Consider the following 26,346-nt stretch of genomic DNA (forward strand, 5'->3'; position numbering starts at 1 on the left):
ATATATGCAGCCGGTCCCGGTGATCACGTTGCCGCCTGTCGGAGGACAAAAGACCGGAGCGGGACGTTCAAGGCGGTGGCCACCGGATGACATTTGGCCTGCAGGAGAAAAAAAAGGCGAGGGTCATGGTAGTGCGCCAGGGTTTCGAAGTGACCCATGCCTTTGACCAAAATGAGGTCAGCGGCGGCAAAGCTTTGTTGGAAAGCAGCGCTTGTCTCGTTCAGGACTAGACCCACGGTCAGAGCGCCGGTATCCACGATCGGCTCGAGGGCTGGACCCAGCCCGGAATCGAAGAGGTCCCGGCGGGTAAGGTCATTTTGGATGGGCCCGCCTTTAACCACGTAATGAACCTCCCAGCCGTCGAATCGGAGGAGCTCTACGAGGGGTAGATCAAAGAATTGCTCACCGGCATTGTCGGTGAGGAAGAGGAGCAGTCCGGACGGACCCTGGAGACGCTGCTGCAAAAGATCGACCTGCGAGTCGGTAAAATGCACCGCGGAACGCATATCATTGGCGATTTCTGCCGAGCCGCGGAAAAAGTCCAAGGCGTTGCCAGCCGCCGCCAGGGCCAACCGGGAGGTCAGATCGACCCCCCAGCGGGGGACTACTTCCGCCGCTACCTGGCGGGCGAGTTCGGTTTCGGCAATTTTCCGGCGCAGAAAAGGATCAGGATTACCGGTAATGGTTTTGATGGCTTGATGAAAGATATTGGCAATATAGGCCGGAATAGCGCTGGGGGAAAATTCCGCCGCCAGAATTTCCCGAGCCTGGCGCCGGGCTTCGGCCTGTAAGTGCTGGTCTTCAGTAGCCAATTCTACACTCAGGTCTATCAGTTTTTCCAGGCAGGAATAACATTCAGGGCGAATGAGCATGGGTCCGAACTCCTGGTGACAGGTAAAGATAGGATCAAGCAGAACCGACCACCAATCGGTGTGAGGGGTGCCGGCTGTACGCCCGGCCCTGGTTCACGGCTGGGACTGGCTTCCGGCAGGTATTCTGAGCTTCTGGCCTATCCGAAGCAGGTTTGGAGCTTTAAAGCCTGTTTAGAAAAATGTAATATGTTTTATGTTCTCACAGAGTTCTACATGGAAAGCCTATATAATAAAGGCAGCTTTGCGTCGACTTCGATACATACAGGAGCTTTTCCCGCAAGCAAAAGATATCAAGCGACTCGTAATTAAGCAACTGCGGCAGGTAAAATAGTTCCTTAAAGATGACCACAAGTCCGGATGCAGGTCTAACCGGGGACGATCTATTAAAATCCCCCTTTCAGAAAGGGGGATTTTTCCAATTAATTACCTCTTATGAAAGGGGGATTTTAACAGATTTGATCGCAACCAGGCAGAAAGGGGGAATCTTCTCGCCGCAACTTGCTCCTTTTCTCTAAATTCTTAGGAGCTCATTGCCGCAGTGATCTCAACCTCTTGCTGGGCCAGGGTGCGGAAGCGGTCCAGGATGGCCAAAAAGATAGGGGCTGCCTGTGGTTGACAGAGGCCTTCAATCAGCCGGGTCTCGTGTTCGGTAGCATAGTCGGCACAGTTTTGCACCTGCTTTTTGCTTTCTTCCTGCACGAACTTTTTCAGGAAATCGTTGTTTGTCTGAATAATGTCGAAAACCGACCGCAACAGGCCGCTCTGTTGATCGAACAGAGCGTTAGTCTGCGCCACGGCCTTTTCGGAAAACAACACGCTGTTTTTTACTTTTTTCTCAATGGGTTCCCGTAAACCTCCCAACGCTTCAGTCATAAGCTGCAGTCTGGTCAACAGACTGTGGCTCCGAGCCAGTTGAATTTTATCGGCGGCGCTGGCTCTGGACATTGAGGCATCGAGTTTTTCCAAGGCCGCAGCTATATTCTTCACCGCCGCCTCCTGCAGGTTCTTGAACTGATCTAATCCGGCCAGACTGTGACGGTTGAACGCATCTCTGGCGGCGCCGATCATACCCGCCAGCTTTTCCCCGAGGGGGCCAAAATCTACCTTTTCTTGTTCTCGCATTGCCAACCTCCTTTCCCAATCCATGAACCTGAATGATCCGCAGTAACTCCTAAGGTAACAATAAGCATTCTCAGAAAAAGTTCCAGGTATGGGTGAAGAGAGAATATCAGGTTAAGGCATATTTCTCCCGCAGTTGCCGGGAAAGGGCCTTCACCCAACTATAGGCCTTGGCGACGGTTTTCTCCCGGTCGGGGTTGATGAGACAGCAGGTGGCCGGGCCCAACAGACTCTGGGCCAAGATCTGCTCCAGGGAGATGCCTGCCTCGGCCAAGGTCTGCCAGACACCTTCTAATACCGCAATCAGATGGTCCTGCGACTCCTGGTCAAAGGCCTCGAAACCGGTGGGTACCACCCCCCAGGCCAGCACCCCGCCGCGATCCAGAAAGCGTTTGATATCCTTTCCATAGCAGCGAAAGATTTCGGCATTGGTATAAATGTCCATCGAGAGGATATCGAGATACCGATTGAGCAAAAACTGCCAATCAGGGTTGCCGCACAGGTGGATGCCTCGTGGACGGTCAATCTGCGAGAAAAAACGGTCCATGTCCTCGGCGGCCATGCGGTCGGTATAGCCGGACATGGAACTGAAAACAAATTGCAGGCCGGGCTCATCAATGAACATAAAGGCACCGGGATGCCTGGTCTTCAAGTGCGTCAACTGCGCCTGTGCCCGGCGGGCCATAAAATCCATTAGCATCCCTCGTACCTGGTCATTGAAAATCAGGGGCTTATCGTTCTCATCTAAAATTTTCATCCCGAAGCTCACCGGTCCCTCCAGTTGACCGCGGATGGCCGGATAAGAGCTCAGATCCATCTCCAGGAAGCGGTGATATACGACCGAATAGGTGGGGGAGATGTCAAAATAGGCCAACTCTTCCCAATGGTCCAGCATTTCCGGCAGTTCATCATAAAATTCGGCGTGTCAAACCGGATGCTGTTCTGTTCGGGCATCAACACAATACCCGGAAAGTGTTCCGCCGCCTGGACATACATATCTTCATAATAGCCAACATGCGGAAGCTGCGGCCAGAAGGGAATATCAAGGGTACGGGCCAGCTTTAGGGCCTCCTCGACGTGGTCGTGGGGCAAGATGGCCATAGCGGTGGTGAGCAGTTTGCCGGGAATTAACTGGGACATGATTTCCCCATTTTCTGGAAGGAATTATAATTTTAGTTTCGGGTTTCGATCTTCGAGATCAATACGAAACTCGGAGTTCAAGTGTGATAAACTCTCGTATTGTGGCTGAAGCGCAGCCTGACAGACAGTGTCGTTTCTAGGGGTGGATATCCCTTTATCGAATAAAAATACTGTCAAAATCATTATTCTCTAGTATTATCTAAGTATATCGGTGTCTGAAGAAGGTCTCTGAAGACTGCCCAGACGAATGCCTTTCATCTTAGGATCACCCGTGAACCATAAGAATGGTTTCCGGGGGGACAGGCTTTCTACCCTGAACAGAACTTAATTTTTGGCCAACGACCGGAAACCAGAAACCGTATCTTCTTGGCAACTGTATATTACCATAAACCTTGGGTAAAAGGGTAGGGGAGGGTGCCGTATGACTGAACCCATAACCGCGTCCGAAAAACAGAAACGAGAACAACTGCTGCCGCTGGTGGTGGAAATCCTGCCCGGTCAGGCCGGAGAAGGTCTTCTGGAGGTCTTTGAGCCCGGCAGCTACGAGGGTAAAACCTTAGAACAGTTATGCCGACAAATGCTGGCCCGTTCGGATTGGAGCATAGAGGAACGGCAAATCCTGGATGATATCCAGCGCCAGCTTCAAGGTGGCAGACTCTTGGCCAAGGGTCGGGACCTTGAGTCCAAGGCCATTGATTACGCCCGTCTGGAGCAATCGGAGGAGGGTGAAGATTATTTCTATGCCCCGGTGCGGGCTATCAGACCCCAAGAGGGCGGCATCTACCTCTAAGGTCTTAGCGAAGGACAATATGTGGCCGATGTTGGCTTCGGGGGCGGAGGTATACCTCCGCTCAGGCTATCTCTATGCACCGCTGCTGTTTGATCCGGAGATCGAGCAGGAAATTTCGACTATGACCGCGGCCAAGACCCGAGAATTAATTTCAGGGGAATGTCTGCTGTCAGTCGACGGCGGCTATTTTGTCAAGACCATCTGCTTACCTTCATTAGTGGAGAACTATCCGGCGGTATTTCCGGAGGAGTATGAGAAGCTGCGCCAACACCAACTCCAAGGGCTGCTTCCTGTGCGGCCGGATTATCGGCCGCCGCTGGACGCCAAGTTGGAGGTCATGCTTTTCGAGATCCTGCCGCATTTTCTCAGGAAGCGGCGTGAAATACGCTGTCAGAAAGCTGATTGGGGAACCGTTCTGGACCTGTTGGCCGCCAGGATTCCGTCTCGGAACATCAATCCGACCCTCGTAAATAGGTTGCGGCTGACCGAAGCTTCCCTCAGGAAATGGCTTAATCGACTGGAGGGGTTGGTCAATCACCCCTGCCTGCCCCCCGAGGGTTTGCAGAGAGGCATTGCTCTGCAGCAATGGTTTCAAGCAGCCCTGCAGGCTCATATACTGACTGAGGAAGTTAACCGGTGGCATTCGACCTTGAAGGAATTGCAGCGGCTGCTAGCATTGCCGCAGCGGCTTCTGGCCGTCTTGCTCACCATTGCCAAACGGGGTGCACTGGAGGTTGACGGCTTCGGTTTCACCCGTTTGAAGGATCCACGGGAATACCTGATTTATAAGCGTACGGGGGCTTATGCCCTGAAAGATTATTTCGGTCGACTCTATTTATTTCCTGATTGCCGAGTCGGCGTCTCTACCGCCGGATTAATATATCCGAGGGTTTTAGGTATGTATAAACACCCTTTGTTGCGCCGATACAGTTCTCAACAGCCTATCTGTCTTACCGAATATAAGGCCGAGGGAGAATTCTCCGCCGCCGCCGTGATCAAGGCCTTGGAAGAGGGGATCAATGCCCTTTTTTATGGTTATAACCATCGCAAACGCAACGGCTATAACAGCTTGGACAAATTTGCTTTGCATCACTCCATGGTAGATTTTGATGATCTGCGGATTCCGAAAGATCATCCGAGCCTCGTTGCTGGCGAAGTGGAAGTGAAAAATGACTTTTATTGAGGTTAAACTGTGACCGTCGGGCTTCTGGAGTCGATCAAGTCTGTCAGAATGCAGCAAAAGGCCAGATCGCCGCTGCCCCGATCGGTTTTTGCCCAGGTAGCAGCCATCGTTCAACAGTATGATCTGGATCGGGATTTTATTCAGCAGTTGAAGAAACCGGAATCGTTAGATGTCGGGCTGCAGCCCAATGCTACCCCATCGGGGCGCTTGAGCCTCTTTCCCTTATTAACATGGAAGAAATATCAATTGACGCAAGAAATCATTACCCACAGCGGTAATCCTTACCTGATGTATGTTCGATCACCCCGGGAAATCGGGCTCAGCCGAATTTTGTATCACCTCGATGCCTCTATTTCGGCGGAAACCTTCGATCGACAGACGGTGACCGAGCTCGTCGTCGCGAGATTAAGCGCCCGGAAGGAGTAGGTCGTCTATAGGGTAAAGGGCGGGTGTTTCTTTTGATAAGAGTTTAGGCCGATACGGGTGAATGGCATGTATGATCATATTTCGGAGCAGAGCCGGCGGCGGATTTTAGACAAGATGGAAATCATGCGCCAACAACAGTTGAATGAGGCGGCGCAACAGATCATCGAATTTGCCAAAACGCCGGTGGAGTTGAAGGCCGACCTGGATCGGTTCATTGTCGGCCAGGAAAGGGGTAAGAAAACTATGGCTACGGCCATTGCCTTCCACTACCGGCGCCTGGGACATGCTCTGAAAACGGCTCTGGCGGAAAACAGCAAAGACATCGAGCAGGCCCTGCGTCAAACCCGGACCCCTAAGGCCAATATTGTGCTCATCGGTCCCACCGGTTGCGGCAAAACCTATACAGCAGAGGTTGCCTCCGGTCTTATCGGAGTTCCATTTGTGGTGGAAGATATGACCAAATTCAGCGAGACCGGCTATGTCGGCCAGAATACCGGTGACATCCTGATCGACCTCTTGGTTGCGGCTGGAGGCAATCCGCAGGTGGCTCAGATGGGAGTGGTCTATCTGGACGAGATCGATAAGATCGCCGGTGAAGCAATAGCCTATCGGGATGTCTCCGGCCGGGGAGTGCAGAAAGGTCTGCTGAAATTGATAGAAGGGGTGGAGAATACCGTAGATTTGGGTCGTGAACGCCTCAGCCTCTCCACCCGGCACGTCCTTTTTATTGCCGGAGGGGTCTTTGAAAAATTGGACGCCATTGTCCAGAAACGGATGGATCTGCACGGTTTCTCCGGGGATTGGCAGGATTACCTGCTTACCGAGGACCTGGTAGTCTTCGGGATGGAACGCCAACTGATGGGGCGTTTCCCCGTGCGGGTAACCTATGATATGCTCACCACTCAGAATTTAATGGATATCCTCACGCAATGTGAGGAAAGCCCGCTGCAGGCCTACATTCACGATTTTAAAACCTGGGGGATCGAACTGGTCTTTACGGCTGAAGCCCTTAAAGCTATAGCCCTCAGGTCTCAGCAGGAACGCACCGGCGCCAGAGGTCTGATTAGTATACTCCACCGGGTGCTCAGTGAAGATCTGTTCCGTCGGCCAGGGAGCTACACCGGCCTCCTACAGGTGGATGAGGGCTATGTCCGCCGGAGGCTGCAGTGAGAATCAAGAACCTGGCCTCCCTGAAGAAAGCGGCCAGCCGGGAGATCATCCTGGCTGAACTGCCCGAAACTATTCGCCTGACGCACTTTGCCAACACCAAGGCCTTTAAAATCAATGAGCTGGTGCGCTCCATACATCAGCAGAGTTTTGAATGGTATGGCTTTACGTTGGCCCTCAGGGAGGCTCCAGAGCTGGTTATAGATCTCGGCCTGCCGGTAAATGAGCAGAACCGGGAGGAATACGTCAGCGTCGAAGCCGAAAAGATTGCCGCTTACCGCGATTCCCTGCCGGACCATCTAATCATTAACGGCTGGATTCATTCTCATGGGGACCTGTCATATCGGCATTTTTCCCCCACCGACGCCACCAATCAGGCAGTGGTGCTGGATTACGTGACAGCGGGGCTGCGTCAGCCGGTGGCCAAGGTAGAGATCGCTATTCAAGATTTTGTCTTCTTGTGTCAGGGGTCCTACCGGCCGGAGGATCTAAGAAGGGGCAGCGTCAGCCTGATTACTGATTCTCCTGTCACTCGGGCCAGCCTGTGGGAAACGGTCTACGGCGGCTTCTGTTACGCCATTGTCATCGGCGATGAGGGCTGGCATGAACAGGAAATTCATTACAAAAGACGGGGTATTCTGACCGGTCAAACCTCGGTCGGGAGTAAAAAGGACGCGGAGCTAGTACTCATCGATGATGGCCGCCTGCTGACCAACTCGGATATTGAGATGTTAGGAAGCGAGATCAGCAGCAAGCTTTCCCCGGTAACGTCGGTTCCTCCCAAGTTGGAAAGTATGTAGGTCCAGGCCTCAAAAGCTAGACATCATCGGCGAAAAGGCGGGATGCGTTTCACTTCTCCGTTCCACGGTTTTATCTTTGTACCAAGCATTTAGCGCTCAGGACTTAAAGCCAATGACTCATCCCGCCCGCCTGGACCGACAGCTCCGTATTCCCCATTGGAACCAGGACTTACTGGCACGGGCTCAAATCGGCGTTGTGGGGGAAGGCGGCCTTCTCACCTCCTTGTATCTCCTGTCCGCCATGGCATTAGGCATTAATCATCTCCGGGTGGTAGCCCCCCGACTGGATGAACGTCTGCTTTCACTCGGACAAAGGCTGAACCCGGATTGCCGACTTAGCTTTTTTCAGGGTTATTATACGCATCCGGTCTGCCGGGAGATATTTCTTGCCTGCCCTCTGATAATCGACCTCAGCGGCTACTCCCTGGCTGGCAAGATTCTCTTGGAACAGGCCTTCCATGAAGGATTGCCAGTAGTGCGGGGGGGTGTCTGGCAAGAGGCTCGGAACCAAGGTTTTCGGATCTTCACCTACTTATCGGGCCGCGAATGGCAGGAACTACAGCAGGTTTTGACAACACGGAATCTACCCCAAAACGCAAATTCTGAGGATGGGGTGCTGGAGATCATTGCCGCCGGGCTTATCCTAGAAGAAACCAAGAATATTCTTATGCAAAACCCTGTTTCCCCGGCACTGATTACCTATCAGGGTCTACGGCCAACGGTTTTAGCAAGCAGCCCGCGTATCTTAATCGCGGGGGCGGGGGCTTTGGGCAATTTTGTCGGCCTGGGGCTGGCTTTGACCGGTTTTAGTCAAATAACCTTTATGGATCCGGATGTCATCGAGGTGACTAATCTCAACCGTCAGGTCTGTTTTGCGGATGCCGTAGGTGCCAGTAAGGCTGAAGTGCTGGCGGCTCGGCTCAACAGCAGGTTTCACACCTCCGCCCATGCGGTGGTTGATTATTTCCGGGAGGGGACTGATATTTCCGGTTATGACGTGGTTTTTGATTGTGTCGACAATTTTGCCAGCCGTATTGCCCTGAGCGAAGCCTGCGCCGGGGCCGGTACGATTCTGGTGAGCGGCGGGACCGGCATTGATGGAGGACAGGTAGTGGTATTTCATCCAAACCTGCAACCTCAGACCCCGGCGGCGGTATTGGGATTTTATGATATTGCGGCCAGTGACCGCTCCCAGGGCTATCAACGCGAGCGAGCCGCCTGTATCTACCGGCCAGATCCGTCGGTAATCATGAGCAACCAGATTATCGGTGGTTTTATGGTAGAGGCCGGACGGAAGGCCTTGGCCGGTGAAGTGGCGCCACCCTTATTTTACCAGGCCGAAGCGGCTCAGCGGTTCACTTTTATGCAATGAGCCGATCCATGAAAATTCTCTGGCGCAAATCGAGACTTCATTCTACTGCTGGCCCTGACCGCGGGATTGCTGGCCGGCCAGTATGCCGAGATTGCTGAGCCATAAGTCCTGCCAGCTTCCAGACTGGTCATGATACTCTCGGTTTTCGGGTTGCCGATCAGTATTTTTAGGTATCACTGAGCGTTTCCGGGGCGGCGTCAGGCTCATGCTTTCTGCCTCCGGGTAATGAGAAAACATTTGACTCGAGTGTAAGGATGTATTAGATTAGATTTACGGGGAACTGGGGGGAATAATGTTTCGGGGAATAGCGCAGCTCAAACGCACTGCATTGATATGCTTCTTGGGGTTCATGTTAATCCTGGGAGGTTATAGCTTTGCTCAATCAAGTGATTCGAGCGGTGCCCTCATATTCATACCCTCCGTACCCAGCAAGACCGCCCTCGAGATGCACCTGCTTAATGACAGCCCCGAGTCCGCGGGGTCCTCTTTGACCTTCTCCTGGGGGAATAATCTGCCATTTTTTACCCCGGTAGCCCAGAACACCCTGCCGGGAGGGGCCGCAATCCTGGATCGTCCGGAAACGAATGGGCCGCATCAGATGACGGCGAAATTTGCCTTCACACCTTCTTCCGAGTTGCGGGTGTCTTTTCTGTATCATCAGGATCAACCGGTTGGCCAGACGCCTGATACTCCTGCCAGTCATCTGTTGTTTCGCTACTCCATGGATTATCGCGTCATGCCCAACCTGAAGGTAGGCTTAAGCGGCTACCTCTATCGTCCCCAGGCAGAATACTTTCCGTGGCGCGGGTATCAAACTTCCGAACCGATGTTAGGTTTCGGGCCGGGGGTAAAATATGACCTGGGTCGTTGGAGCTTTCTCCTGAGATCGCAATTGGAACCCGGAACGAAAGATCGCGGGGAAGCCCTGCACAACTGGTTCAGGGTTTGGTATTCTTTTTAATTCCTTGTTATTGTCAGTCTTGCCACAGTTGCTAATCATCGAACCGACTCCTACAGCAGCAAGCATCCCGCAGATCTCATAACTAACTGTTTTGCCAGTTCGATCCTATCTGATATTCCCTGGTCCCCTCGGCACCTTTCCCAATAATTGACGTTAAGGTCATCCTTGCAGACCGATTATCCCAAAACCGTCATAGTCGGATGAAATCGTGAAGTATTAAGGGCGCATGAGCGTCAGGTTAAAGAATGGAAAATTCCTCTTGCCTTCACCTTGAGAATATTTTAACATAAGTCGTTTTGGGAATTTGGCGTGGCAGCGAGGCTCTAGTCTCTAGCTGAAAAACCATTATCTATCTGATATAATTTGTTATTATTTGAAATACCGGGAAAGATGGACCGGAGAGCAGCACATAATGGTTAAAGACGTTGGAGTAACCTGATATGAACGACACTCTCAAGATTTTTGCTGGCAACAGCAATCCCGATCTGGCTTTGGAGATCTGCAATTGTCTGTCGATGCCCTTGGGCAAGGCCTTCGTGGGTACCTTCAGCGATGGAGAGATCAGGGTTGAGGTGGGAGAAAACGTCCGTGGCAAGGATGTCTTTGTTATTCAATCGACCTGTCATCCCGTCAACAACAATATAATGGAATTGTTGATCATAATCGACGCCCTGAAACGGGCCTCGGCCCGCCGCATCACGGCCGTCATCCCCTATTACGGCTATGCCCGGCAAGATCGCAAAGTGGCGCCGCGGGTTCCCATCAGCGCCAAACTGGTGGCCGATCTCTTGACCAGCGCCGGGGCCAACCGCATCCTTACCATGGACCTGCACGTCGGTCAGATTCAGGGTTTTTTTAACATTCCAGTCGATAACCTTTATGCCTCTTCGGTAATGATGCCCTATATCAAAGCCAACTTCAGGGATGATCCGGTTATGGTCTCCCCGGATGCCGGCGGGGTGCCGCGGGCCCGGGCTTACGCCAAAAGATTGGAAGCCAATCTTGCCTTCATCGATAAGCGACGGGATGCCCCCGGCAAGGCCAAGGCCATGCACATCATCGGGGAGGTCAAAGATCGGGTGGCAGTTATTCTCGACGACATTATCGATACCGGCGGCACCCTGAGCGAAGCCGCCAAGGTTCTGTTAGAAAAAGGGGCGAGTGCCGTATATGCCTGTTGTTCCCACCCGGTCCTCTCCGGTCCGGCTGTGGAAAGGATTCAGGAATCGCCGCTCAAAGGTCTGGTAGTCACCGATACCATTCCCTTGCGGGAAAATGCTCTGCAATGCAAGAAAATTCACCAATTGTCGGTAGCGCCGCTATTCTGCAAAGCCATTACCGGCATCCATAAAGAAGACTCCATCAGCTCCTTATTCGACATTCAATTTTAAAAACCACCCAAGCACGTCCAGGGATGGGGGACAGGCTCATACGCTGTTTTGCCGGGCAAGATAATGTGGTGAGAGAGAAGAAACATGGGTATCTCTAGGGATATCAACTATATATTACCCCTGCCATTCTCAGGCGTATTGTGTTGGACGGGTCAGCTAAGAGATTCTCGCGTAAATAAGATACTTGCTCCCTACTGTTTGTCGCTCATCGGGGTGATTACCTGGGGGACATAATTCAGGTCGCTAGGATCGATGGCAAAGACATAAATGATTGAGGGTTTATCCCTGTGAAAATCATTATCGCTGGTTACTAACAGGGATATCCGGCCATCCGGCAGGGAGGGGCCGAAGGCTAGGCCTTCAATCTTTTTGGGAAAATCAGGTCCGGCCAGACCATAGGCCGGGTCCAGTAAATCAAGGAAAAGGCTCTTGGCCACCTTCTTTACGCCGCTGGGCACGTCTTTTTCCGGTAGCCTGTCGATGTTGCTGATGTCGGTTGCTCCGGCAAGATCAATCTTGAAGATCTTCTTAAATACTGCTTTATCGCCGGCTTTATTTTCGCGTTCCAGGACAAGAAATTCATGGTTATTCACCGCCAGAATTTCATTGACCCGATTTTTTTTCCTCTCTAATTGATAAAGAAATTCCCGGGTAGCTCCAGTTTTGATATCGATCTCCAAGATACGGTGGTTTATGCCAACCCGTTTGTGCCTGATATCCAAAGCATGGTCCTGAATCAGGGGATTTTCCGTTATGCCGTAAAGCTTAGTCCCGTCCGGGTTGATGGCCAGGCCTTCCATACCGCCGTTGGGTTGCCGGCCATTGGGATTGGTCAATTCCGTATCGGGATCGGCGCTTGGCACGCCTGGAGATTTGATGAGAAACTTGTCGGGCACTTTCAGAGACCGCAGTCTAAGGCCGCTCCTATCGAATTCATAAATAAAGGGGCCGTATTCATCTGATATAAAGATGGTGCCGGTTTTCCCCATACGGATTGCCTCTGGGTCAAAACGCCGGCTGGCGGGCGAGTTGGTGGAGTCAAAGGCCTCGGAATTGCCCGTGAAGACCTGCTTGGGCTGGTTCGGCCCCTGGGACAGGAGTTGGGTGGAGACCAGTGAGGGGGTGACGGTGTGCTTTATTGGATCGATGGCTATGCTCAGCCAATAATATCGATTCAGATAAGTGCTTTTCCCATCCGCAGGGCCCCGGTCCGGGATTGCAATAAATAAATTGCCAGAGCCGGTATAAGCAATGGCGGAGCCAAAACCACCCATTCGGTTTTGTGGCGTACCAGCAGCGTCGATGGGATCGGTAAGCTTTAGATTGTCTATGGCCGAGCCGGGGATCGTGCCCTTGCCAATGAATTCTATGGCTCCGAAGGCGCTGGTCACGAGAGGCTGTATGAAGAAGAATATTAGGGCGAATGCTGTAATGAACCGGTATGACCAAACCTTTGCAGACAGTATCATTTTCTACAGCTCCTTTTCTATTGCGGTCTGCCAGCGGATGCCGCCTGTCATTAATTGCTAGTATTGCGCCTCATTATAGTGCTGGATATCTCAAGACCGCACTATCCTTGGCCGTAAGTTTTTTTGAGATGATCTAAACAATGTTTAACTGTCCGGATCATTTTTGGCAATTTCCCATACGTTATGGCCGCCATTCCTGAATCTGCAAATAAGTGTCTTCCAGCGAGAGGAAGTTACGGAAGTGCGAGACCACGAGGTAGCGTTCAACCTGTAACTGCAGTAGAACGCATTCCGGTGATCGGCAGAAGCTAGCCATGTAAGGGTGTTTGAAGAGGTAGAGGTTGAGAAATTGTTCGTATTCCTGAGGCTGGGCCTCGACGACGGTAGCCAGAACAGTTACTGCCATCGCCTGTTGAAAATCCTCAGCCTGATTCTTGCGGTTATCCACCAGCAGTGAGACGCGCTGATGCTTCTGAATATTGGCATACTTGTGTGTCTGCCGTCTGGTGGCCAGGATGATCGTCTTCAGATCTTCAGTGGCGGCAAATGCCATGAGATTGCAATAAGGTTGATTGTCATTATAAGTAGCCAAGACCGCCAGCTTTTGTGAAGTGAAGAGATGTTGCAGGGTTTGCCTGGGGGAGGTGTTGTCCATATGGACCTCCTGGATTAAAAACTTTCACGGTATGAAAGTGTCAGTATTTTAAATGAAGCTTTCTCCTTTAATTAATCCTTTAAAGAAAATGAGCTTTGAGATAATCTACGGCATTTTGGAAGATTTTCAAGCCCGCGCCAGGAGGGGCAGGGTAGGGGAGGCCTTGGCGCCGCCAGGATTCTTTGCGCCTGGTCCAGGTGGGATGCTGTAGTTCACTGACAAAGGCCTCGGGGTGGGGCATGAGTCCCAGGATGCGGCCGGTGGCGTCGCAGATTCCGGCGATGTCCCGCAGAGAGCCGTTTGGATTGTGAGGGAAGCGGCCCTGCGCCAGGTCGCCTTGAGGGGTGGCGTATTGCAGGGCCACCTGCTTGCGGGCAAATAATTCAGCAAGCAGGTCGTCCGGGGCGTAAAACTTGCCTTCACCGTGGCGGATGGGAAGCTCTAGCTGCTCGATGTCCTTGAAAAAAGGGCAGCGGGTGGGGCGGACCCGAAGATTCACCCAGGCATCCCGAAAATTGCCACAATCGTTATGGATCAAGGCCGCCTGGCGCTGAAAGTAGCCGCCCTCCAGACCGGGCAGCAACCCCACGTTTACCAGAACCTGAAAGCCGTTGCAGATGCCCAGGATGACCTTGCCGGCGTGGATGAACGCCTCCAGATCGGGGCGCAAGGCCATCTTCAACCTCAGCCCCAGGATAACCCCGGCGCCGTGGTCGTCGCCCCAACTGAAGCCCCCGGGCAGAGCCAATAGGTGATACCGGTCCAGCCGGACTTCCCCGGAGATCAGCTCATTTATATGCACCCGCTGCGCCTCGGCGCCGCTTTGATCCAGGGCGAACTTAGTCTCGTAATCGCAGTTAAGACCGTAGCCGTAGAGGACAATGGCTTTTATGACACACATGGGCGTAGCGCCTTTCGCCTTCGAGGTGGCGAAGTTGGAATTATGAGAAAGTATTTTCCTCTGTCTATTTGCGGCCGCCTTTTTTCCGTTGAGCCGCCTCCTTCTCTTTTTTCTGAGAGCGTTTCTGTTGTTGGGCCGCCAGTTCAATGACCTTTTCTTTTTTCACTATCACTTTTTTGGTCTCTTTGCGCCAGGCATGGATGATCGGGCTGGCTACAAAGATAGAGGAATAGGTCCCAATAATCACCCCCAGCAACATGGCTAGGGCAAAGTCCTGGATCACCACGCCGCCGAAGATAAAGAGGGCCAAGACCACCAGAAAGACGGTGGTGGTGGTGACGATCGTCCGGCTCAGGACTTCATTGACGCTGAGGTTAATAATTTTGCCCAGGTTGTCCCGCGTCTTGGCCAGGTTTTCCCTAATCCGGTCGAAGACCACAACGGTGTCGGTGAGGGAGTAGCCCGCCAGGGTGAGCAGGGCAGTGACCACCAGCAGGGTGATTTCTTTATCCAAAAGATAAAAAATCCCCAATACCGCCAGCACGTCATGAAAGGTAGCAATGGCGGCGGCAACGCCGAAGACAAATTCAAACCGCCAGGCCAGGTAAACGATGATGCCGATGAGCGAAATAACGATAGCGATGATGGCCCATTTTCTGAGGTCTTTGCTCACTGAGGCGCCGATTTCCGAGGTGCCTTCGATACTGAAGTGGTTGCCGCTGAGGCTTTGATTAAAGATCACGGCTAATTCATCGGCCATCTTGCCCACCGACTCTTCTGATTTTTTCAGTTTTACCATGAGGCCGCCGCCGGCATCGGTCGGTTGTATCTCCGCGTGGCCCCAGCCCTTTTGATTCAGGGCGTCTCGCACCGCCTCAACCGTGAATGGTTTGTCGGCTTTAAACTGTACCATGGCGCCGCCGGCGAATTCCACCCCCAGATTGCCATGGCCGCGAGAGAGCTGAATAAAGGCTACGAGACCAAGAGCGCATAACAGGCCGGAAACCACAACGGTATATTTCCGGAACCCGATAAAATCGAAGTGCGTCTTCCTAAAGACCTCCAAGAAACTCAAATTGGTAAGCCATCGTTTGAAGATGAGATAGTCATAGACCACGCGAGTCCCGAAGAGGGCGGTGAACAGGTTCAAGATGACGCCGACGCTCAAGGTGACGGCAAAGCCGCGGATGGGACCGGTACCGAATAAAAAGAGGGCTACGGCAGTAATCAGGGTAGTGACGTGGGAGTCGACGATGGTGAGAAAGGCCTTGTCATAGCCGCCATCGACCCCGGCCTTCAACGGTTTCCCGGCGTGAAATTCCTCCCGCATCCGTTCATAGATCAACACGTTGGAATCCACCGCCATGCCAATCGATAAGATGATGCCGGCGATGCCCGGTAGAGTGAGAGTGGCATGGACCAGTGACAGCGCCCCTAACAGCATGATAATATTCAAGATAAGGGCATAATTGGCGACCAGCCCGGAAAGGCGATAATAAAAAATCATAAAGCCGATGACCAGAAACGTGCCGATGACGCCGGCAACAACCCCTTTGTGAATGGAGTCGAGCCCCAGGGTCGGTCCGACCGTGATATTCTGGACAATCCTGACGCTGGCCGGCAGGGCGCCCGCCCGAAGCACTATAGCCAGGTCGTGAGCCTCTTCGGAGGTGTAGGCACCGGTAATCTGGGCCTTGCCGCCGCCAATGCGTTCTTTAATGGTCGGTGCCGAGCGCACCACTCCGTCCAGGATAATGGCCAGACGGCGGTTGACGTTGGCGCCGGTAATCTGGCCGAACTGTCGAGCCCCGGACGAACTAAAATCTACCGAAACATAGGGTTCGTTATAGTCGCCGATGCGGACCGCAGCCGATTTGACCGCGGCGCCGGTCATCAAAGCCTTTTTCTGCACTAACAGGGGAATGCGTTTAATGCTGCCGGTGGCCCGATCAATCGATTTCTCGATGTAAACTTCGGTATCGGGGGGCAGTTTTCCGGCCAAAGCCAGGTTTAACTCCTCTCTCGTATAACCCGGTTTTAAGCGTCCCCGGGCAGAGGCTTCGTCAATCAACTCCTCCAGGTTGAGTCCATGCGAATCATCCACCAGTTTGAACTCTAACTGCGCCGTTTGGCCGATGAGGTCCATGGCCCGCTGGGGGTCCTGCAGGCCGGGCAACTGTACGACAATCTGGTCATCGCCCTGAGGAACGATCACCGGTTCGGTAACGCCAAACTGGTCGATGCGATTGCGGATTACCTCCAGGCTTTGAGAGCGGGTGTTATCCTGAAGTTCGGTGACCACCTGAGGGCGCAGGGCCAAGGTATATACCACTCCGCTACCCTGCCGCGTGGACCCTTTTACTTCCAATTGGCTGAATTCTTCTTTTACCAATTGATTAAAGGCCGATTGTTCGTCGGCTTTGACCAGGTTGGCAGTGAGGACGCCAGCGTGGGGTAAGCCGACCTGGAGATCCAGACCGCGTTTCTCGGCCAGTTCTTTCAAGTCCTGGCCCTGGATAGTCAGGTTATTCTGTACGGCCTGATCCATGTCGACTTGCAGGATCAGGTGCATGCCGCCTTTCAAGTCCAGACCCAAGCGGAAGCCTTCTTTCCAGATATACTGCTTATACCAATCCGGTAGATGAGGAGTTACCGAAGGCAGCATCAAGATGATCGAAGCTATGGTTAAGACAAACAGCAGAAGAAATTTTAAGCGGATTTTCTTTAACATCCTTCAGACTCCTTCATTTCACCTCTCTGATGAAACCGCCTGACAGGCGGGATAATTTTTCAGGCCGCATTGAAAAAATGGGTACACAGCTTCTGATTGACTGGAGGCTGCAGTCGGTCTTCAGTGAGCCCGAACGCAATTAACTCAATCAGATGAATGTCTGGCCATGGCATATCAAGGAACTGAGAAAAATATTTCTTCGGGAAGCAGTACGCAGGTTAGTTTATTTCCATATACCGCCCCGGTGTCAATGCCGATTTTATTAGGCATAATGAGCGGGGCTCGCATAGGGGTATGGCCAAATACAACCCTGCGGCCGAAATCCTCCAGAGAATTGATAAACTCACCGCGAATCCAGAGAAGATCCTCTTCCTGCTGCTGCTCCAGGGGGATGCCGGGTTTGAGCCCGCCATGAACGAAGATATAATCCGGTGTTTCGTAAATTAACCGTAGTTCCTCGAAGAACTTTTGGTGCGCGGCGGGAAGCAGATGCGGTTGTTGCTCCCAATGAGGTCCCCAATAACTGACCGCAGTAGCCGCTCCTCCATTATAGAGGAAAAATAATTCTTCTCTGCCATCGAGAAAGTTCAAGAACATGCGCTCGTGATTACCCATTAGACAGATTATATTCTCAGGATTATACTTTTTTTTCAAGTCTATAATGTCATCCACCACCCCGCGGGAATCAGGACCGCGATCGATATAGTCTCCAATGAACACCAGCTTATGGTGTTCAAGATCAGGTTTGACCAGACTTAACAAGTCGCTCAGATGCTGGCGACAGCCGTGGATATCGCCGATGGCATAGATCATAATGGCTCAATGATTTTCTTTAATAAATGCTGCATGACTGTAGGGCAGGAAAGCGAAGCGCATCCCGCTTCGTATAAAAAAGCACTTTTTGTGGCGCAACCCGCGATTACTATAACCGCTTATTTTTATTATTATTTATTAACTGATAACCTGGAACGGCCTTGCCTCACAGCCACCGGAAGAGCTTATTCCTCTGGTCCAGCCGTGTCAATCCGGCATCGCGGGCAAGCTGCTGGGCTTCCCGATGCTCTTGGGCGCTCAAAAACTTGGCTAATGAGGGATGTAGGTAGGCTTGGCCACACGGTCGGTACTGTCCCATGACATTGACATAAGTCCGGGTTGAAATCTGCCGGGCCAGGAATTGCATGACTTCTTTGGTCCCGGCCAGGCCGTCCGGCAGCACCAGATGCCGCACCAACAGTCCCCGATAGGCGACGCCATGCTCATCCAGGACCAGGTCTCCCACCTGCCGGTGCATCTCTTTTAGGGCCTGGCGGGCAACCTCGGGATAGTCGGCGGCGTTGGTGAGAGTACCTGCCACTTCAGGATTCCAAAACTTGAAGTCGGGCATGTAGATATCGATCACGCCCTCCAACAGCCTCAGAGTCTCCAGGGAGTCATAGCCACCGGTATTGTAAACCAACGGCAGCCTCAGACCGCCGTCAATGGCATAGGGCAGGGCGGCCAGGATCATCGGCACCTGGTGAGAGGGGGTGACGAAATTAATGTTATGGCAGCCCTGAGCCTGGAGCCGGAGCATGATAGCGGCCAGGTCTTCGACATCGATCTCCTCTCCCTCGCCGCCATGGCTGATCTCCCAGTTCTGGCAGAAAATGCAGTAGAGATTGCAATGGCTGAAAAAGATCGTTCCGGAGCCGTGTTCGCCTACCAGGGGGTCCTCTTCGCCGAAGTGCGGCCCAAAACTGGCGACTACAGGCTTATCGCCGGTACGGCAGATGCCCAGTTCCCCATGCCGCCGGTCTACCCGGCAGCGGTGCGGGCAGATCTCGCAGGAGAGCAGAATCTCATAGGCCGTTTCTAGCTTCGGTTGCAGCCGGCCATCCCGATGGGTCATTAAATAAACAGGTTCAATAGCAGTCATAAATGGATTATCGTGTTATCAGCGAGAGTACATCTCGGAGAAATTCCCTGATCCTTTGGAGCCGGTTCTCCACTTCCTTACGGTCGAAGAAAACCAGCCCGACGTAATCCCCTCGTTGGCGAAAGTTCTTGCAAGGCCTTTTTTTCTTCCAGGTCTAAATCAAAATTGGCCATATTTCTTCCCCCCTCGTTACCAACCTTCGCAAGCGGTCGCATCTGAGTGCACCACCGGTTACAAAACCGCTCTACCAGGTGGATGACAAAGACGGGATTATTACAAAATATCATCATAATATCGGATCATAATCTTTTCAGACAGACCACCGGTTCCTGGGCCAGCAATTTTCGCAAGATACTGTAATCAGGCAGTCTTAGGGCTTCCGAAATGGCGGCGTCGATTCTGCTCCGTACCGGATCGTCAGCCATCCGGGGGAATGGTTGGATGACCTCATGGCTGACTTCATCAAAGCTCTCTGCCAGAAATGTGACCTGTTCTTCGGTCAGGGCGGCAAGATCGAGAACGGGAAGATTTGAGAGAACGGGTTTTTTAAAATCTATCCACGCACCTTCTGTTTCTTGCCTTTTCGCAAGTAGATGAAGGATACCGAGAGTTGAATTGAACCATAATATTAAAATTTTTCCAAAAATATCATTATTATATTCATTCTTCATAGAAATTGGCCACCAGGTATTAGATAAAACAGGTTCAGAAATATAACTCGAAATTATTTTTTGGGAATTTATCCGTAACCGTTCGACAACCAATATTTTTCCAGAAAGTGGCCATAAATCTTCTACACGACGTAAAGGGCGCTTTTTATGCGCATGTGCTAATGGGAAGAGATAGGCATTGGGATTCTGCTTAATTCTCTCAACTAATAATGCTTCATGTCCCCAAAATGCTGAATATGCCGAGGGAGTCTTGCTTATTTTAAATCCATCATGAATATCTCGGCGATCAGGACCTATTTGGGCAAATTCTTTCAATGGTTTTAAAGGAATTGATCCTCTAATGCCGTACCCCGGCAGCCACAGTTTTCCTTGAAAGAGATGATACGCCGCCCGGATGAGATCGGACTGGGCAAAAGCGACGGGCAGCATCCACATAGGCCATTCCTTGATCTCCTTCCAGGAAAAAGCCAGGGCTTCGCCAGCCTTCACCTTGCCGATGTAAATTTCTTTGGCGCCCTGCTGGTCAATAGCCGGAGGCGGAGAGTTGTCCAGCAAGGCATGGAAGACCGCCAGGGCATCGAAGGCCGTCGTAGGATTACGCCACAAATTCAGAGCAATGGTGGGTGTATCGCAGCCGTCGTTCTCGCCGTCTTTTTTTCTGGCTACCAGCAGTACCTCGCTCAAACTGGTGCTCTCAGAGAAATTCCAACGCTGTGGGTCTTGGCTGGCAACAATATACTCCAGGTGATACCGCTCGGCCAACATCTCCCGGGTGGGTTTCCAGGCCACTCCCGAGATCACCGCCTTGGGCAGCACCAGGGCCAGCCGACCGCCGGAATTAAGATAACGGTCGGCCAGGGCGACAAAGACCGCACCCAGGCCAGCGGTAATATTGGCCTGGTATTTTTTGGTCTGAATGATTTTTTGCAGCCTCTTTTGGGCCTGGCTGCGCTCAGGTTCGGGCAGGGAGCCAAAGAGCAGATTCCCGCCGACGCTGCGGGTAAAAGGCGGATTCATGACGCACAGGTCCAGCTCCGGCAGATATCCATAAGGCGATTCGATCTCCCCATTCCCGGTGATCTGTTTGACGTCGCTGACCGCGCCGAACAGGTCTTTGATCTCCAGCAGGCGGCTGTCCATAAAATCAAGGCTGCCCAAGCGGTTTTCCGGTTCTCCGAAGGGCAGGCTGAAGAGGTTCATGCGTTGAAAAGGCGTTTCCGGAGCGCGCAGGGCCAGGGTCGAGGCGGTGAGATGAATGGCCGAAGGCAGCACGTCATAGCCGTAAATAATCTTCTCGGTCAAGAGTCGATAGATCGCGGTGACGTCCGGCTGCTCCCCCCTGGCGGCACAGGCCCGAAAATAGTTGTCTGTCACGGTATCGGCCGCCGCCATCAGCAGGGTGCCGGTGCCGCAGGCCAGATCTGCTACCTGGAGCCTCTCCAACCGATCCAGGTTGTTCCACTTCAACGGCAGGGTGGTATGCCCCAGGGCCAGTTTCAGGAGCAGAATGGCCGCCGGGATGCTGGTGTAATAGGTGCCCAGATATTTCTTGTCGGCCAGCAGCTTGTGATACACCCGGCCCATGAGGTCATGGCGCAGGGCGGCTTTCATGGCAACAATTTTCTGGGCGCTCTGTCCCAGTATTCTTAATCCTTTTAAAATATCTCCGTGGGAAGGTATGACCACCATCAACTGGCTGGCTAGATGAAATATGGGAAAATAATTTATATCTGAAACGATATAATTCCAATGCCGGTTGAGCGCGCTGTGCAGCACAATCTCATTAAGCAAATGGGTGAGCGAAGTAACGCGGTTGTCGTGCGATGCTAATATTTCCTGAAAGATCATAGCGTTGATGATCACCAGGCCGCTGATCCGGCAGATGGCCAGAATCTCTTCCGGATAGAGAGTTTCTATCGGACCCTTTTTGGCTTTTTCCGCCGCGGGGCGCGGTAGAGCCTTAATTCCTAAAATTGCCGCCGCTTTCTGGTAATAGCCGGGGCAGAGGCGGGACAACTGCGCCATTTTTTCGACGGCGGCGTCGATTTCGGCCACCGCCTGGGCCACAACGTCTTCCTGCACCAGTTGGTCGAAGGTCTTATCCAGTAATTCCGCCAGGAAGTCTATATTTCCCGAGACATAGCCGGTATCTCCCGATTCTGAGGTCACTGCCATCAGGAGACGGCTGTCCCTCAGGGCTTCAAGCAAGGCTTTGAAAGGCACGGCGCGCAGTTCGGCCGGGAAGATCACGCCAATGCCGATGTGTGCCAGACCCTGTTCCACCCGCCGGCGCGCCGAGGTCAGGGCGCGTTCCTCTGCCCCGGCCTGATCGCTCACCTCACCCTCGATGACCACCCGCAAACCGCGGTAATCGACCATGACATCCGGAATCCGGCGGCGTTTCTGGATGACGGTTTTGATCACTCCTTCGGGAAGCGAGATGACGCCGCGCTCCTGCAGAGCTTGCGCTAAGATGACATTGAGAACTTCCTGACGGTATTCAGCGGTCATATTGTTTTCAATTTCCTGTCTACCATCTGGGTTCTACCTTCAGAGGCTCCAACAGGGATCGGGGCAGGTCCCGGACAAAACGGGAGGCGGCGTTGAACGTTGTCCCGAGGTACTTGGTGTAGCTGACCTTGGGATACATAACATACAGATATCGCCGAGCCCGAGTGGCGGCTACGTACATCAATCGCCGTTCTTCTTCCAATTCTGCTTCACGTTCCTGAGAATAGACAGAAGGGAAACGTCCCTCGGCGGCCCAGATGATAAAGACCGCGTCCCACTCTAGCCCTTTGGCCGAATGAATGGTGGAAAGGGTGAGGTATTCTCCCGGTTCGGCGGTAATTTCCGCCATACTGGCGGGGGGTTCCAGGGTCAGATCGTTCAGGAAATCGCCCAAAGACCCGTAGCGGGCGGTGATTGTCAACAGATGCTCCAAATCCCGCAGACGTTTAGGATAGTCATCAAAGTGGGTCTTGAGGATCGGCTCGTAATAGGACAGGGCCATATTGAGTCGGGTGGCCGGGGCTAAATCGGGAGATTGGAGCTGCTCCAGCAGTTCGATCAGGGGTTGCAAGGCCGCTTTGGCCCGGGCGCCTTTTTGAGAGGTCAGCCACTGCAAAGCCCCTTGCAGGGAGAACCCCTCCTGCGGTAACTGGGTCAGGAACTTTTGGGCGCTCTTTTTACCGATTCCAGGAACCAACTGCAGCAGCCGGTTCCAACTCAAGGAATCGCGCGGGTTGGCGGCCACCCGCAGGTGTGCCAACAGATCTTTAATATGGGCGCTTTCCATAAATTTAAAGCCCCCGAACTTCATGAAGGGTATCTGTTGCCGCAGCAGTTCGATCTCCAGGTCGAACGAGTGGTAGGCCGACCGGAAGAGCACCGCCATCTGCCGGAGCGAGGTGCCCTGTTTCCGCAGTTCCGCCAGGCTCTGACAGACAAGTTGGGACTGTTCGTTTTCGCCGCCGGCCTCAAGCAGGACCGGTTTAGGACCCTGCTTTTTTTGGGTGAACAAACACTTGGTATACTTTTCGCTGGCCTGGGCAATAATGGTGTTGGTCAGGTCGAGGATGGGCTGGGTGCTGCGATAGTTTTCCTCCAGTTTGATGATGCGGGTTCCGGGAAAAAGACTTGGAAAATCCATGATGTTGCGAAAATTAGCCCCCCGGAAAGAGTAAATCGATTGCGAGTCGTCGCCCACCGCCATGACGTTGTCGTGGGTGAAGGCCAGGAGCTTGACGATTTCGGCCTGCAGCCGGTTGGTGTCCTGGTATTCGTCCACCATGATGTAGCGATACCCTTCCGACAGAGAGAGGCGCAGATCCTCGTGCTCGGTCAGCAGACGGCGGCCTTCCAGGAGCAGATCGTCATAGTCCAAGAGTTGATGCTCGCGTTTGTGGCGTTGGTAGAGCCTGTTAAGAGCAGTCAGGGCGGGGGCCTGCGTAAGGAACTGGGGGTGTTCTCGGGTCAACAAGGTTTCCAGGTCCAGGTTTTTATTGACCAGAGCGCCGAAGATTTCGACGATGGTCTGCCGCCGGGGGAACTGACCGGGGCTGACTTTTAGCTCCAAGCGATCCCGCAGCAACCGCACCAGATCACCCTGGTCATGCCGATCCAGTAGGGTAAAACCGCAGTCATATCCTATTCTGGCGCCATAACGGCGGAGCCAGCCGTGGCAGACGGCATGGAATGTGCCCCCGGAGACCTGATGGAGCGGCCGGTTGATCAACTGCGAGGCCCGGTGCAACATTTCCTGGGAGGCCTTACGGGTAAAGGTAAGCAGCAGGATGTTCCAGGGAGGAATGCCGTGTTCCACCAGATAGGCCAGCCGGTAGACCAACGTCCGAGTCTTGCCGCTGCCAGCCCCGGCAATGACCAACACCGGGCCCTCGGTGAGGGTGACCGCTTCATATTGGGCCGGATTCAGCTCATGTTGGTAGTCAATGTGAGTTCTTTTAGATTCGGGAGAACCTTGCGGCATGGTGGACAAGAGTGTGGTCAATCTATCATCCTCTTACCGCCTCGGTTCGAAAATAATCGACAATAGCGGCGGCGAGGGCGGGGATGGTGTAGGTCTGGGACTGAATCCGGGCTTCGAGGCCGAACTGATTTAGGGTCTTGGCGGTGATGGGGCCGATGGCGGCGATCACCGCCTGGGCCGCGAGCTTTTTGAAGTGTTCTAAACCGATGAGACGGACGAAATTTGTCACCGTAGAGGAGCTGGCAAAGGTCAAGACATCGATCTCGCCCCGGGCCAGAGCTGATTCGGTGTCCGGAGGCAGGTGTGCAGGTGGTACCGTCTTGTAGCTGGGCGCCACATGGACAATGACACCCTGCCTTGCCATTTCCTGGGGCAGAACTTCCCGTGCTTCCTGGGCCCGAGGCAGCAGAAGAAGCTGGCCGGGGTGGACCAGGGGACTGAGACTGGCCACCAAACCCTCGGCTCGGAAGTCTTCCGGAACCACATCGGCAATGAGGCCGTGTTCATGTAGCGCTTCTGCGGTAGCGGCGCCGATAGCCGCCAATTTACAGGCTCCCAGGGCTCGTACATCACGCCCACTGCCGAACAGCCGTTCGAAAAAAGCAACCACGCCGTTGGGACTGGTGAAAACGAGCCACTGGTAACGGTCTAATCTCTGTATGGCCTCGTCCAAAGCAACGTAGCCGTCATCCGGGGGGGCAATTTCAATGGTAGGCGCCTCCAGGCAGGTGGCGCCGTATTCCGTCAGGAGCTTGACAAAGGCGCTGACCTGCCTCCGGGAACGGGTTACCAGGATACGTTTGCCCCACAAGGGACGGGTTTCATACCAATTAAGCCGGGGGCGCAGTTCGACGACGCCGCCAACGATAAAGATAGCCGGGGCAGCCAAACCGGCCGTCTGAACCCGCCCGGCAATATCAGCCAAGGTTCCGGAAACGGTTTTTTGCTGTGGTGTTGCCCCTCGGTGAATGACTGCCGCCGGGGTATCGGCCGCCTTGCCGTGGGCTTGCAGCTTTTGGCAGATTTCCGATAGATTCTTGACGCCCATGAGGAAGACCAGGGTGCCGGGGCTGGCGGCCAGGACCTCCCAAGGAATGGCACTTTCCGGTTTGTGCGGGTCTTCATGGCCGGTGATGAAAGAGACCAGAGAGGCATACCGCCGGTGAGTCACCGGAATGCCAGCATAGGCGGGAACAGCTACGGCGGAACTGATACCGGGTACAACCTCAAAGGGAATGCCAGCGGCCGCTAATTCTTCGGCCTCCTCGCCGCCCCGGCCGAAGACATAGGGATCGCCACCCTTAAGGCGGACCACCTTCAGACCGGCCCTGGCCTTGTCGACGATCAGCCGGTTGATGTCAGCCTGGGGCAGGGTGTGGTCTCCCCCTTTTTTCCCCACGTACAGGAGTTCGGCCAAGGGCGAGGCCTCCTGTAAAAACGCCTCATTGGCCAGGTAGTCATAGACAATGCAGTCGGCCCGGCGGATTAACTCCAGCCCCCGTACTGTCACCAGACCGGGATCGCCCGGCCCGGCGCCAACTAAATAAACCATACCAATTTTATCTGAGTGCATATGTATCGATTCAAAGTTCAGGGTTTAAGATCAAAAGGCCTAAAGATTGCGGATCAAGGCAAAAACCGATCGCCGAGATATGCAAGGCCACCCCCGCTTTGTTCCCAGGTTGTCCTCTTACTTGGCAAGCGGGCCGCGCCCAATGCCGGGAGGGGTACTGCTCACCGTTATTTTCTAACTTTTTTCCCTACGAGGCTTGTAATACCGTTCTTTTTCACTATAGATACAACCGCAATACTGCTGCCGATACATTCCAAGACGCTTGGATTCCTCGATGCCCTCCCGCCAACCGGGGCGATAATCGGCATAGTAAAAAGTCACCCCCACTTCCTGGCCAACCTGTTGGCCGATATCCCGGATAAGATCGTGGTTCTGGTAGCGGCTGTACAGCAAGGTAGTGGTAAAAGCGTCAAATTTGCCCTGTCTGGCGGTGGCGGCGGCAATTCGCAGGCGCAGGCCATAGCAGAACCGGCAGCGTTGCGCCTCGCGAAAGACGACCAGCTGGATAAATTCTTCCAAATCATAGCGATGGTGCACAATCAGCGGCAAGGACTCGGTTGCGGCGTACTCTTCCAAGGTCTGCAAACGGCGTTGAAACTCCTGATAAGGATGAATATTGGGGTTATGAAAGAGGCCATGCACCTCCATTCCGGCTTCCCGAAGGATTTTAAGAGGGTAGATGGCGCACGGCGCACAGCAGATGTGGAGTAACAGCTTCATG

General features: G+C 53.3%; 23 protein-coding genes. 8 read left to right on the forward strand and 15 right to left on the reverse strand.

Annotated elements, in window-relative coordinates:
- Nucleotides 1-23 precede the first annotated feature (23 nt).
- The 4 genes from DESAC_RS09220 to DESAC_RS16795 all read right to left on the reverse strand — a co-directional run bounded on the left by DESAC_RS09220 (nucleotide 24) and on the right by DESAC_RS16795 (nucleotide 3,131).
- The gene (locus tag DESAC_RS09220) at nucleotides 24-872 is read right to left on the reverse strand and encodes a damage-control phosphatase ARMT1 family protein (RefSeq protein ID WP_013706796.1); all 849 of its coding nucleotides are present in this window, start codon (nucleotides 870-872) and stop codon (nucleotides 24-26) included.
- 519 nt (nucleotides 873-1,391) lie between these two features.
- Entirely contained in the window at nucleotides 1,392-1,994 is a 603-nt protein-coding gene (locus tag DESAC_RS09225) for a hypothetical protein (RefSeq protein ID WP_013706797.1), read from the reverse strand.
- A 106-nt stretch (nucleotides 1,995-2,100) separates the two neighbouring features.
- A complete protein-coding gene (locus DESAC_RS09230; protein ID WP_218915669.1) occupies nucleotides 2,101-2,886 on the reverse strand; it encodes a uroporphyrinogen decarboxylase/cobalamine-independent methonine synthase family protein in 786 nt (261 codons plus the stop codon).
- Nucleotides 2,799-3,131, reverse strand: a complete 333-nt coding sequence (locus tag DESAC_RS16795) for a hypothetical protein (protein ID WP_218915670.1) — start codon at nucleotides 3,129-3,131, stop codon at nucleotides 2,799-2,801. Before DESAC_RS16795 ends, DESAC_RS09230 begins: the two co-directional genes overlap by 88 nt.
- A 421-nt stretch (nucleotides 3,132-3,552) precedes the next feature.
- On the opposite strand from DESAC_RS16795, the gene DESAC_RS09235 reads away from it, so the two are divergent.
- The 6 genes from DESAC_RS09235 (at nucleotide 3,553) to DESAC_RS15290 (ending at nucleotide 8,869) form a co-directional block, all read left to right on the forward strand.
- On the forward strand, nucleotides 3,553-3,921 hold the full coding sequence (locus DESAC_RS09235) for a hypothetical protein (RefSeq protein WP_013706798.1): 369 nt from the start codon (nucleotides 3,553-3,555) through the stop codon (nucleotides 3,919-3,921).
- Nucleotides 3,922-3,940: 19 nt separating this feature from the next.
- A complete protein-coding gene (locus DESAC_RS09240) occupies nucleotides 3,941-5,104 on the forward strand; it encodes a hypothetical protein (RefSeq protein WP_013706799.1) in 1,164 nt (387 codons plus the stop codon).
- Nucleotides 5,105-5,113: 9 nt separating this feature from the next.
- Nucleotides 5,114-5,530 carry a hypothetical protein gene (locus DESAC_RS09245; protein ID WP_013706800.1) on the forward strand — a complete coding sequence of 139 codons (417 nt, stop codon included), beginning with the start codon at nucleotides 5,114-5,116 and terminating at the stop codon, nucleotides 5,528-5,530.
- A 66-nt stretch (nucleotides 5,531-5,596) separates the two neighbouring features.
- On the forward strand, nucleotides 5,597-6,700 hold the full coding sequence (locus DESAC_RS09250; protein WP_013706801.1) for an AAA family ATPase: 1,104 nt from the start codon (nucleotides 5,597-5,599) through the stop codon (nucleotides 6,698-6,700).
- Complete coding sequence (locus tag DESAC_RS09255; RefSeq protein WP_013706802.1) at nucleotides 6,697-7,497, forward strand: hypothetical protein; 801 nt, start codon at nucleotides 6,697-6,699, stop codon at nucleotides 7,495-7,497. The genes DESAC_RS09250 and DESAC_RS09255 overlap by 4 nt, the downstream gene beginning before the upstream one ends.
- A 112-nt stretch (nucleotides 7,498-7,609) precedes the next feature.
- Nucleotides 7,610-8,869 (forward strand): HesA/MoeB/ThiF family protein, encoded by a 1,260-nt coding sequence (locus tag DESAC_RS15290; protein ID WP_013706803.1) that lies wholly within the window; start codon nucleotides 7,610-7,612, stop codon nucleotides 8,867-8,869.
- Nucleotides 8,870-8,911: 42 nt separating this feature from the next.
- On the opposite strand, the gene DESAC_RS16290 is transcribed toward DESAC_RS15290, so the two are convergent.
- Nucleotides 8,912-9,076 (reverse strand): hypothetical protein, encoded by a 165-nt coding sequence (locus DESAC_RS16290; protein WP_013706804.1) that lies wholly within the window; start codon nucleotides 9,074-9,076, stop codon nucleotides 8,912-8,914.
- Between the two features lie 238 nt (nucleotides 9,077-9,314).
- Here DESAC_RS16290 and DESAC_RS09265 point away from each other — a divergent pair, with 238 nt between their 5' ends.
- Together DESAC_RS09265 and DESAC_RS09270 are read left to right on the forward strand one after the other, a co-directional pair.
- The gene (locus tag DESAC_RS09265; RefSeq protein ID WP_148231218.1) at nucleotides 9,315-9,830 is read left to right on the forward strand and encodes a transporter family protein; all 516 of its coding nucleotides are present in this window, start codon (nucleotides 9,315-9,317) and stop codon (nucleotides 9,828-9,830) included.
- A 440-nt stretch (nucleotides 9,831-10,270) separates the two neighbouring features.
- A complete protein-coding gene (locus DESAC_RS09270) occupies nucleotides 10,271-11,221 on the forward strand; it encodes a ribose-phosphate pyrophosphokinase (protein ID WP_013706806.1) in 951 nt (316 codons plus the stop codon).
- A 191-nt stretch (nucleotides 11,222-11,412) separates the two neighbouring features.
- Here DESAC_RS09270 and DESAC_RS09275 read toward each other — a convergent pair whose 3' ends face one another.
- From DESAC_RS09275 to DESAC_RS09320, 10 genes are all read right to left on the reverse strand, one after another.
- Complete coding sequence (locus DESAC_RS09275) at nucleotides 11,413-12,690, reverse strand: esterase-like activity of phytase family protein (RefSeq protein ID WP_013706807.1); 1,278 nt, start codon at nucleotides 12,688-12,690, stop codon at nucleotides 11,413-11,415.
- Between the two features lie 181 nt (nucleotides 12,691-12,871).
- Nucleotides 12,872-13,345, reverse strand: a complete 474-nt coding sequence (locus DESAC_RS09280; RefSeq protein ID WP_013706808.1) for a pyridoxamine 5'-phosphate oxidase family protein — start codon at nucleotides 13,343-13,345, stop codon at nucleotides 12,872-12,874.
- A 79-nt stretch (nucleotides 13,346-13,424) separates the two neighbouring features.
- Complete coding sequence (gene purQ / locus DESAC_RS09285) at nucleotides 13,425-14,246, reverse strand: phosphoribosylformylglycinamidine synthase I (RefSeq protein ID WP_013706809.1); 822 nt, start codon at nucleotides 14,244-14,246, stop codon at nucleotides 13,425-13,427.
- 64 nt (nucleotides 14,247-14,310) lie between these two features.
- Entirely contained in the window at nucleotides 14,311-16,977 is a 2,667-nt protein-coding gene (gene secD / locus DESAC_RS09290; protein ID WP_013706810.1) for a protein translocase subunit SecD, read from the reverse strand.
- A 174-nt stretch (nucleotides 16,978-17,151) separates the two neighbouring features.
- Nucleotides 17,152-17,790: a metallophosphoesterase family protein gene (locus tag DESAC_RS09295; protein ID WP_013706811.1), complete on the reverse strand. Its 639-nt coding sequence runs from the start codon at nucleotides 17,788-17,790 to the stop codon at nucleotides 17,152-17,154.
- A gap of 166 nt (nucleotides 17,791-17,956) precedes the next feature.
- A complete protein-coding gene (locus DESAC_RS09300) occupies nucleotides 17,957-18,892 on the reverse strand; it encodes a radical SAM protein (protein ID WP_013706812.1) in 936 nt (311 codons plus the stop codon).
- A gap of 299 nt (nucleotides 18,893-19,191) precedes the next feature.
- Nucleotides 19,192-22,074 (reverse strand): N-6 DNA methylase, encoded by a 2,883-nt coding sequence (locus DESAC_RS09305; protein WP_013706813.1) that lies wholly within the window; start codon nucleotides 22,072-22,074, stop codon nucleotides 19,192-19,194.
- 19 nt (nucleotides 22,075-22,093) lie between these two features.
- Nucleotides 22,094-24,073 (reverse strand): ATP-dependent helicase, encoded by a 1,980-nt coding sequence (locus DESAC_RS09310; RefSeq protein WP_148231219.1) that lies wholly within the window; start codon nucleotides 24,071-24,073, stop codon nucleotides 22,094-22,096.
- A gap of 4 nt (nucleotides 24,074-24,077) precedes the next feature.
- Complete coding sequence (gene cobA, locus DESAC_RS09315) at nucleotides 24,078-25,604, reverse strand: uroporphyrinogen-III C-methyltransferase (protein ID WP_041283902.1); 1,527 nt, start codon at nucleotides 25,602-25,604, stop codon at nucleotides 24,078-24,080.
- Between the two features lie 195 nt (nucleotides 25,605-25,799).
- Nucleotides 25,800-26,345: an epoxyqueuosine reductase QueH gene (locus DESAC_RS09320; protein WP_013706816.1), complete on the reverse strand. Its 546-nt coding sequence runs from the start codon at nucleotides 26,343-26,345 to the stop codon at nucleotides 25,800-25,802.
- Nucleotide 26,346 lies beyond the last annotated feature (1 nt).

This window comes from Desulfobacca acetoxidans DSM 11109, from assembly GCF_000195295.1.
Classification (GTDB): Bacteria; Desulfobacterota; Desulfobaccia; order Desulfobaccales; family Desulfobaccaceae; genus Desulfobacca; species Desulfobacca acetoxidans.

Coding starts and splice junctions, on each gene's coding strand:
- DESAC_RS09220 (WP_013706796.1), bottom strand. CDS start 872: ATGCTCATTCGCCCTGAATGTTATTCCTGCCTGGAAAAACTGATAGAC.
- DESAC_RS09225 (WP_013706797.1), bottom strand. CDS start 1,994: ATGCGAGAACAAGAAAAGGTAGATTTTGGCCCCCTCGGGGAAAAGCTG.
- DESAC_RS09230 (WP_218915669.1), bottom strand. CDS start 2,886: ATGCTGGACCATTGGGAAGAGTTGGCCTATTTTGACATCTCCCCCACC.
- DESAC_RS16795 (WP_218915670.1), bottom strand. CDS start 3,131: ATGTCCCAGTTAATTCCCGGCAAACTGCTCACCACCGCTATGGCCATC.
- DESAC_RS09235 (WP_013706798.1), top strand. CDS start 3,553: ATGACTGAACCCATAACCGCGTCCGAAAAACAGAAACGAGAACAACTG.
- DESAC_RS09240 (WP_013706799.1), top strand. CDS start 3,941: ATGTGGCCGATGTTGGCTTCGGGGGCGGAGGTATACCTCCGCTCAGGC.
- DESAC_RS09250 (WP_013706801.1), top strand. CDS start 5,597: ATGTATGATCATATTTCGGAGCAGAGCCGGCGGCGGATTTTAGACAAG.
- DESAC_RS15290 (WP_013706803.1), top strand. CDS start 7,610: ATGACTCATCCCGCCCGCCTGGACCGACAGCTCCGTATTCCCCATTGG.
- DESAC_RS16290 (WP_013706804.1), bottom strand. CDS start 9,076: ATGAGCCTGACGCCGCCCCGGAAACGCTCAGTGATACCTAAAAATACT.
- DESAC_RS09265 (WP_148231218.1), top strand. CDS start 9,315: ATGCACCTGCTTAATGACAGCCCCGAGTCCGCGGGGTCCTCTTTGACC.
- DESAC_RS09270 (WP_013706806.1), top strand. CDS start 10,271: ATGAACGACACTCTCAAGATTTTTGCTGGCAACAGCAATCCCGATCTG.
- DESAC_RS09275 (WP_013706807.1), bottom strand. CDS start 12,690: ATGATACTGTCTGCAAAGGTTTGGTCATACCGGTTCATTACAGCATTC.
- DESAC_RS09280 (WP_013706808.1), bottom strand. CDS start 13,345: ATGGACAACACCTCCCCCAGGCAAACCCTGCAACATCTCTTCACTTCA.
- purQ (WP_013706809.1), bottom strand. CDS start 14,246: ATGTGTGTCATAAAAGCCATTGTCCTCTACGGCTACGGTCTTAACTGC.
- secD (WP_013706810.1), bottom strand. CDS start 16,977: ATGTTAAAGAAAATCCGCTTAAAATTTCTTCTGCTGTTTGTCTTAACC.
- DESAC_RS09295 (WP_013706811.1), bottom strand. CDS start 17,790: ATGATCTATGCCATCGGCGATATCCACGGCTGTCGCCAGCATCTGAGC.
- DESAC_RS09300 (WP_013706812.1), bottom strand. CDS start 18,892: ATGACTGCTATTGAACCTGTTTATTTAATGACCCATCGGGATGGCCGG.
- DESAC_RS09305 (WP_013706813.1), bottom strand. CDS start 22,074: ATGACCGCTGAATACCGTCAGGAAGTTCTCAATGTCATCTTAGCGCAA.
- cobA (WP_041283902.1), bottom strand. CDS start 25,604: ATGGTTTATTTAGTTGGCGCCGGGCCGGGCGATCCCGGTCTGGTGACA.
- DESAC_RS09320 (WP_013706816.1), bottom strand. CDS start 26,345: ATGAAGCTGTTACTCCACATCTGCTGTGCGCCGTGCGCCATCTACCCT.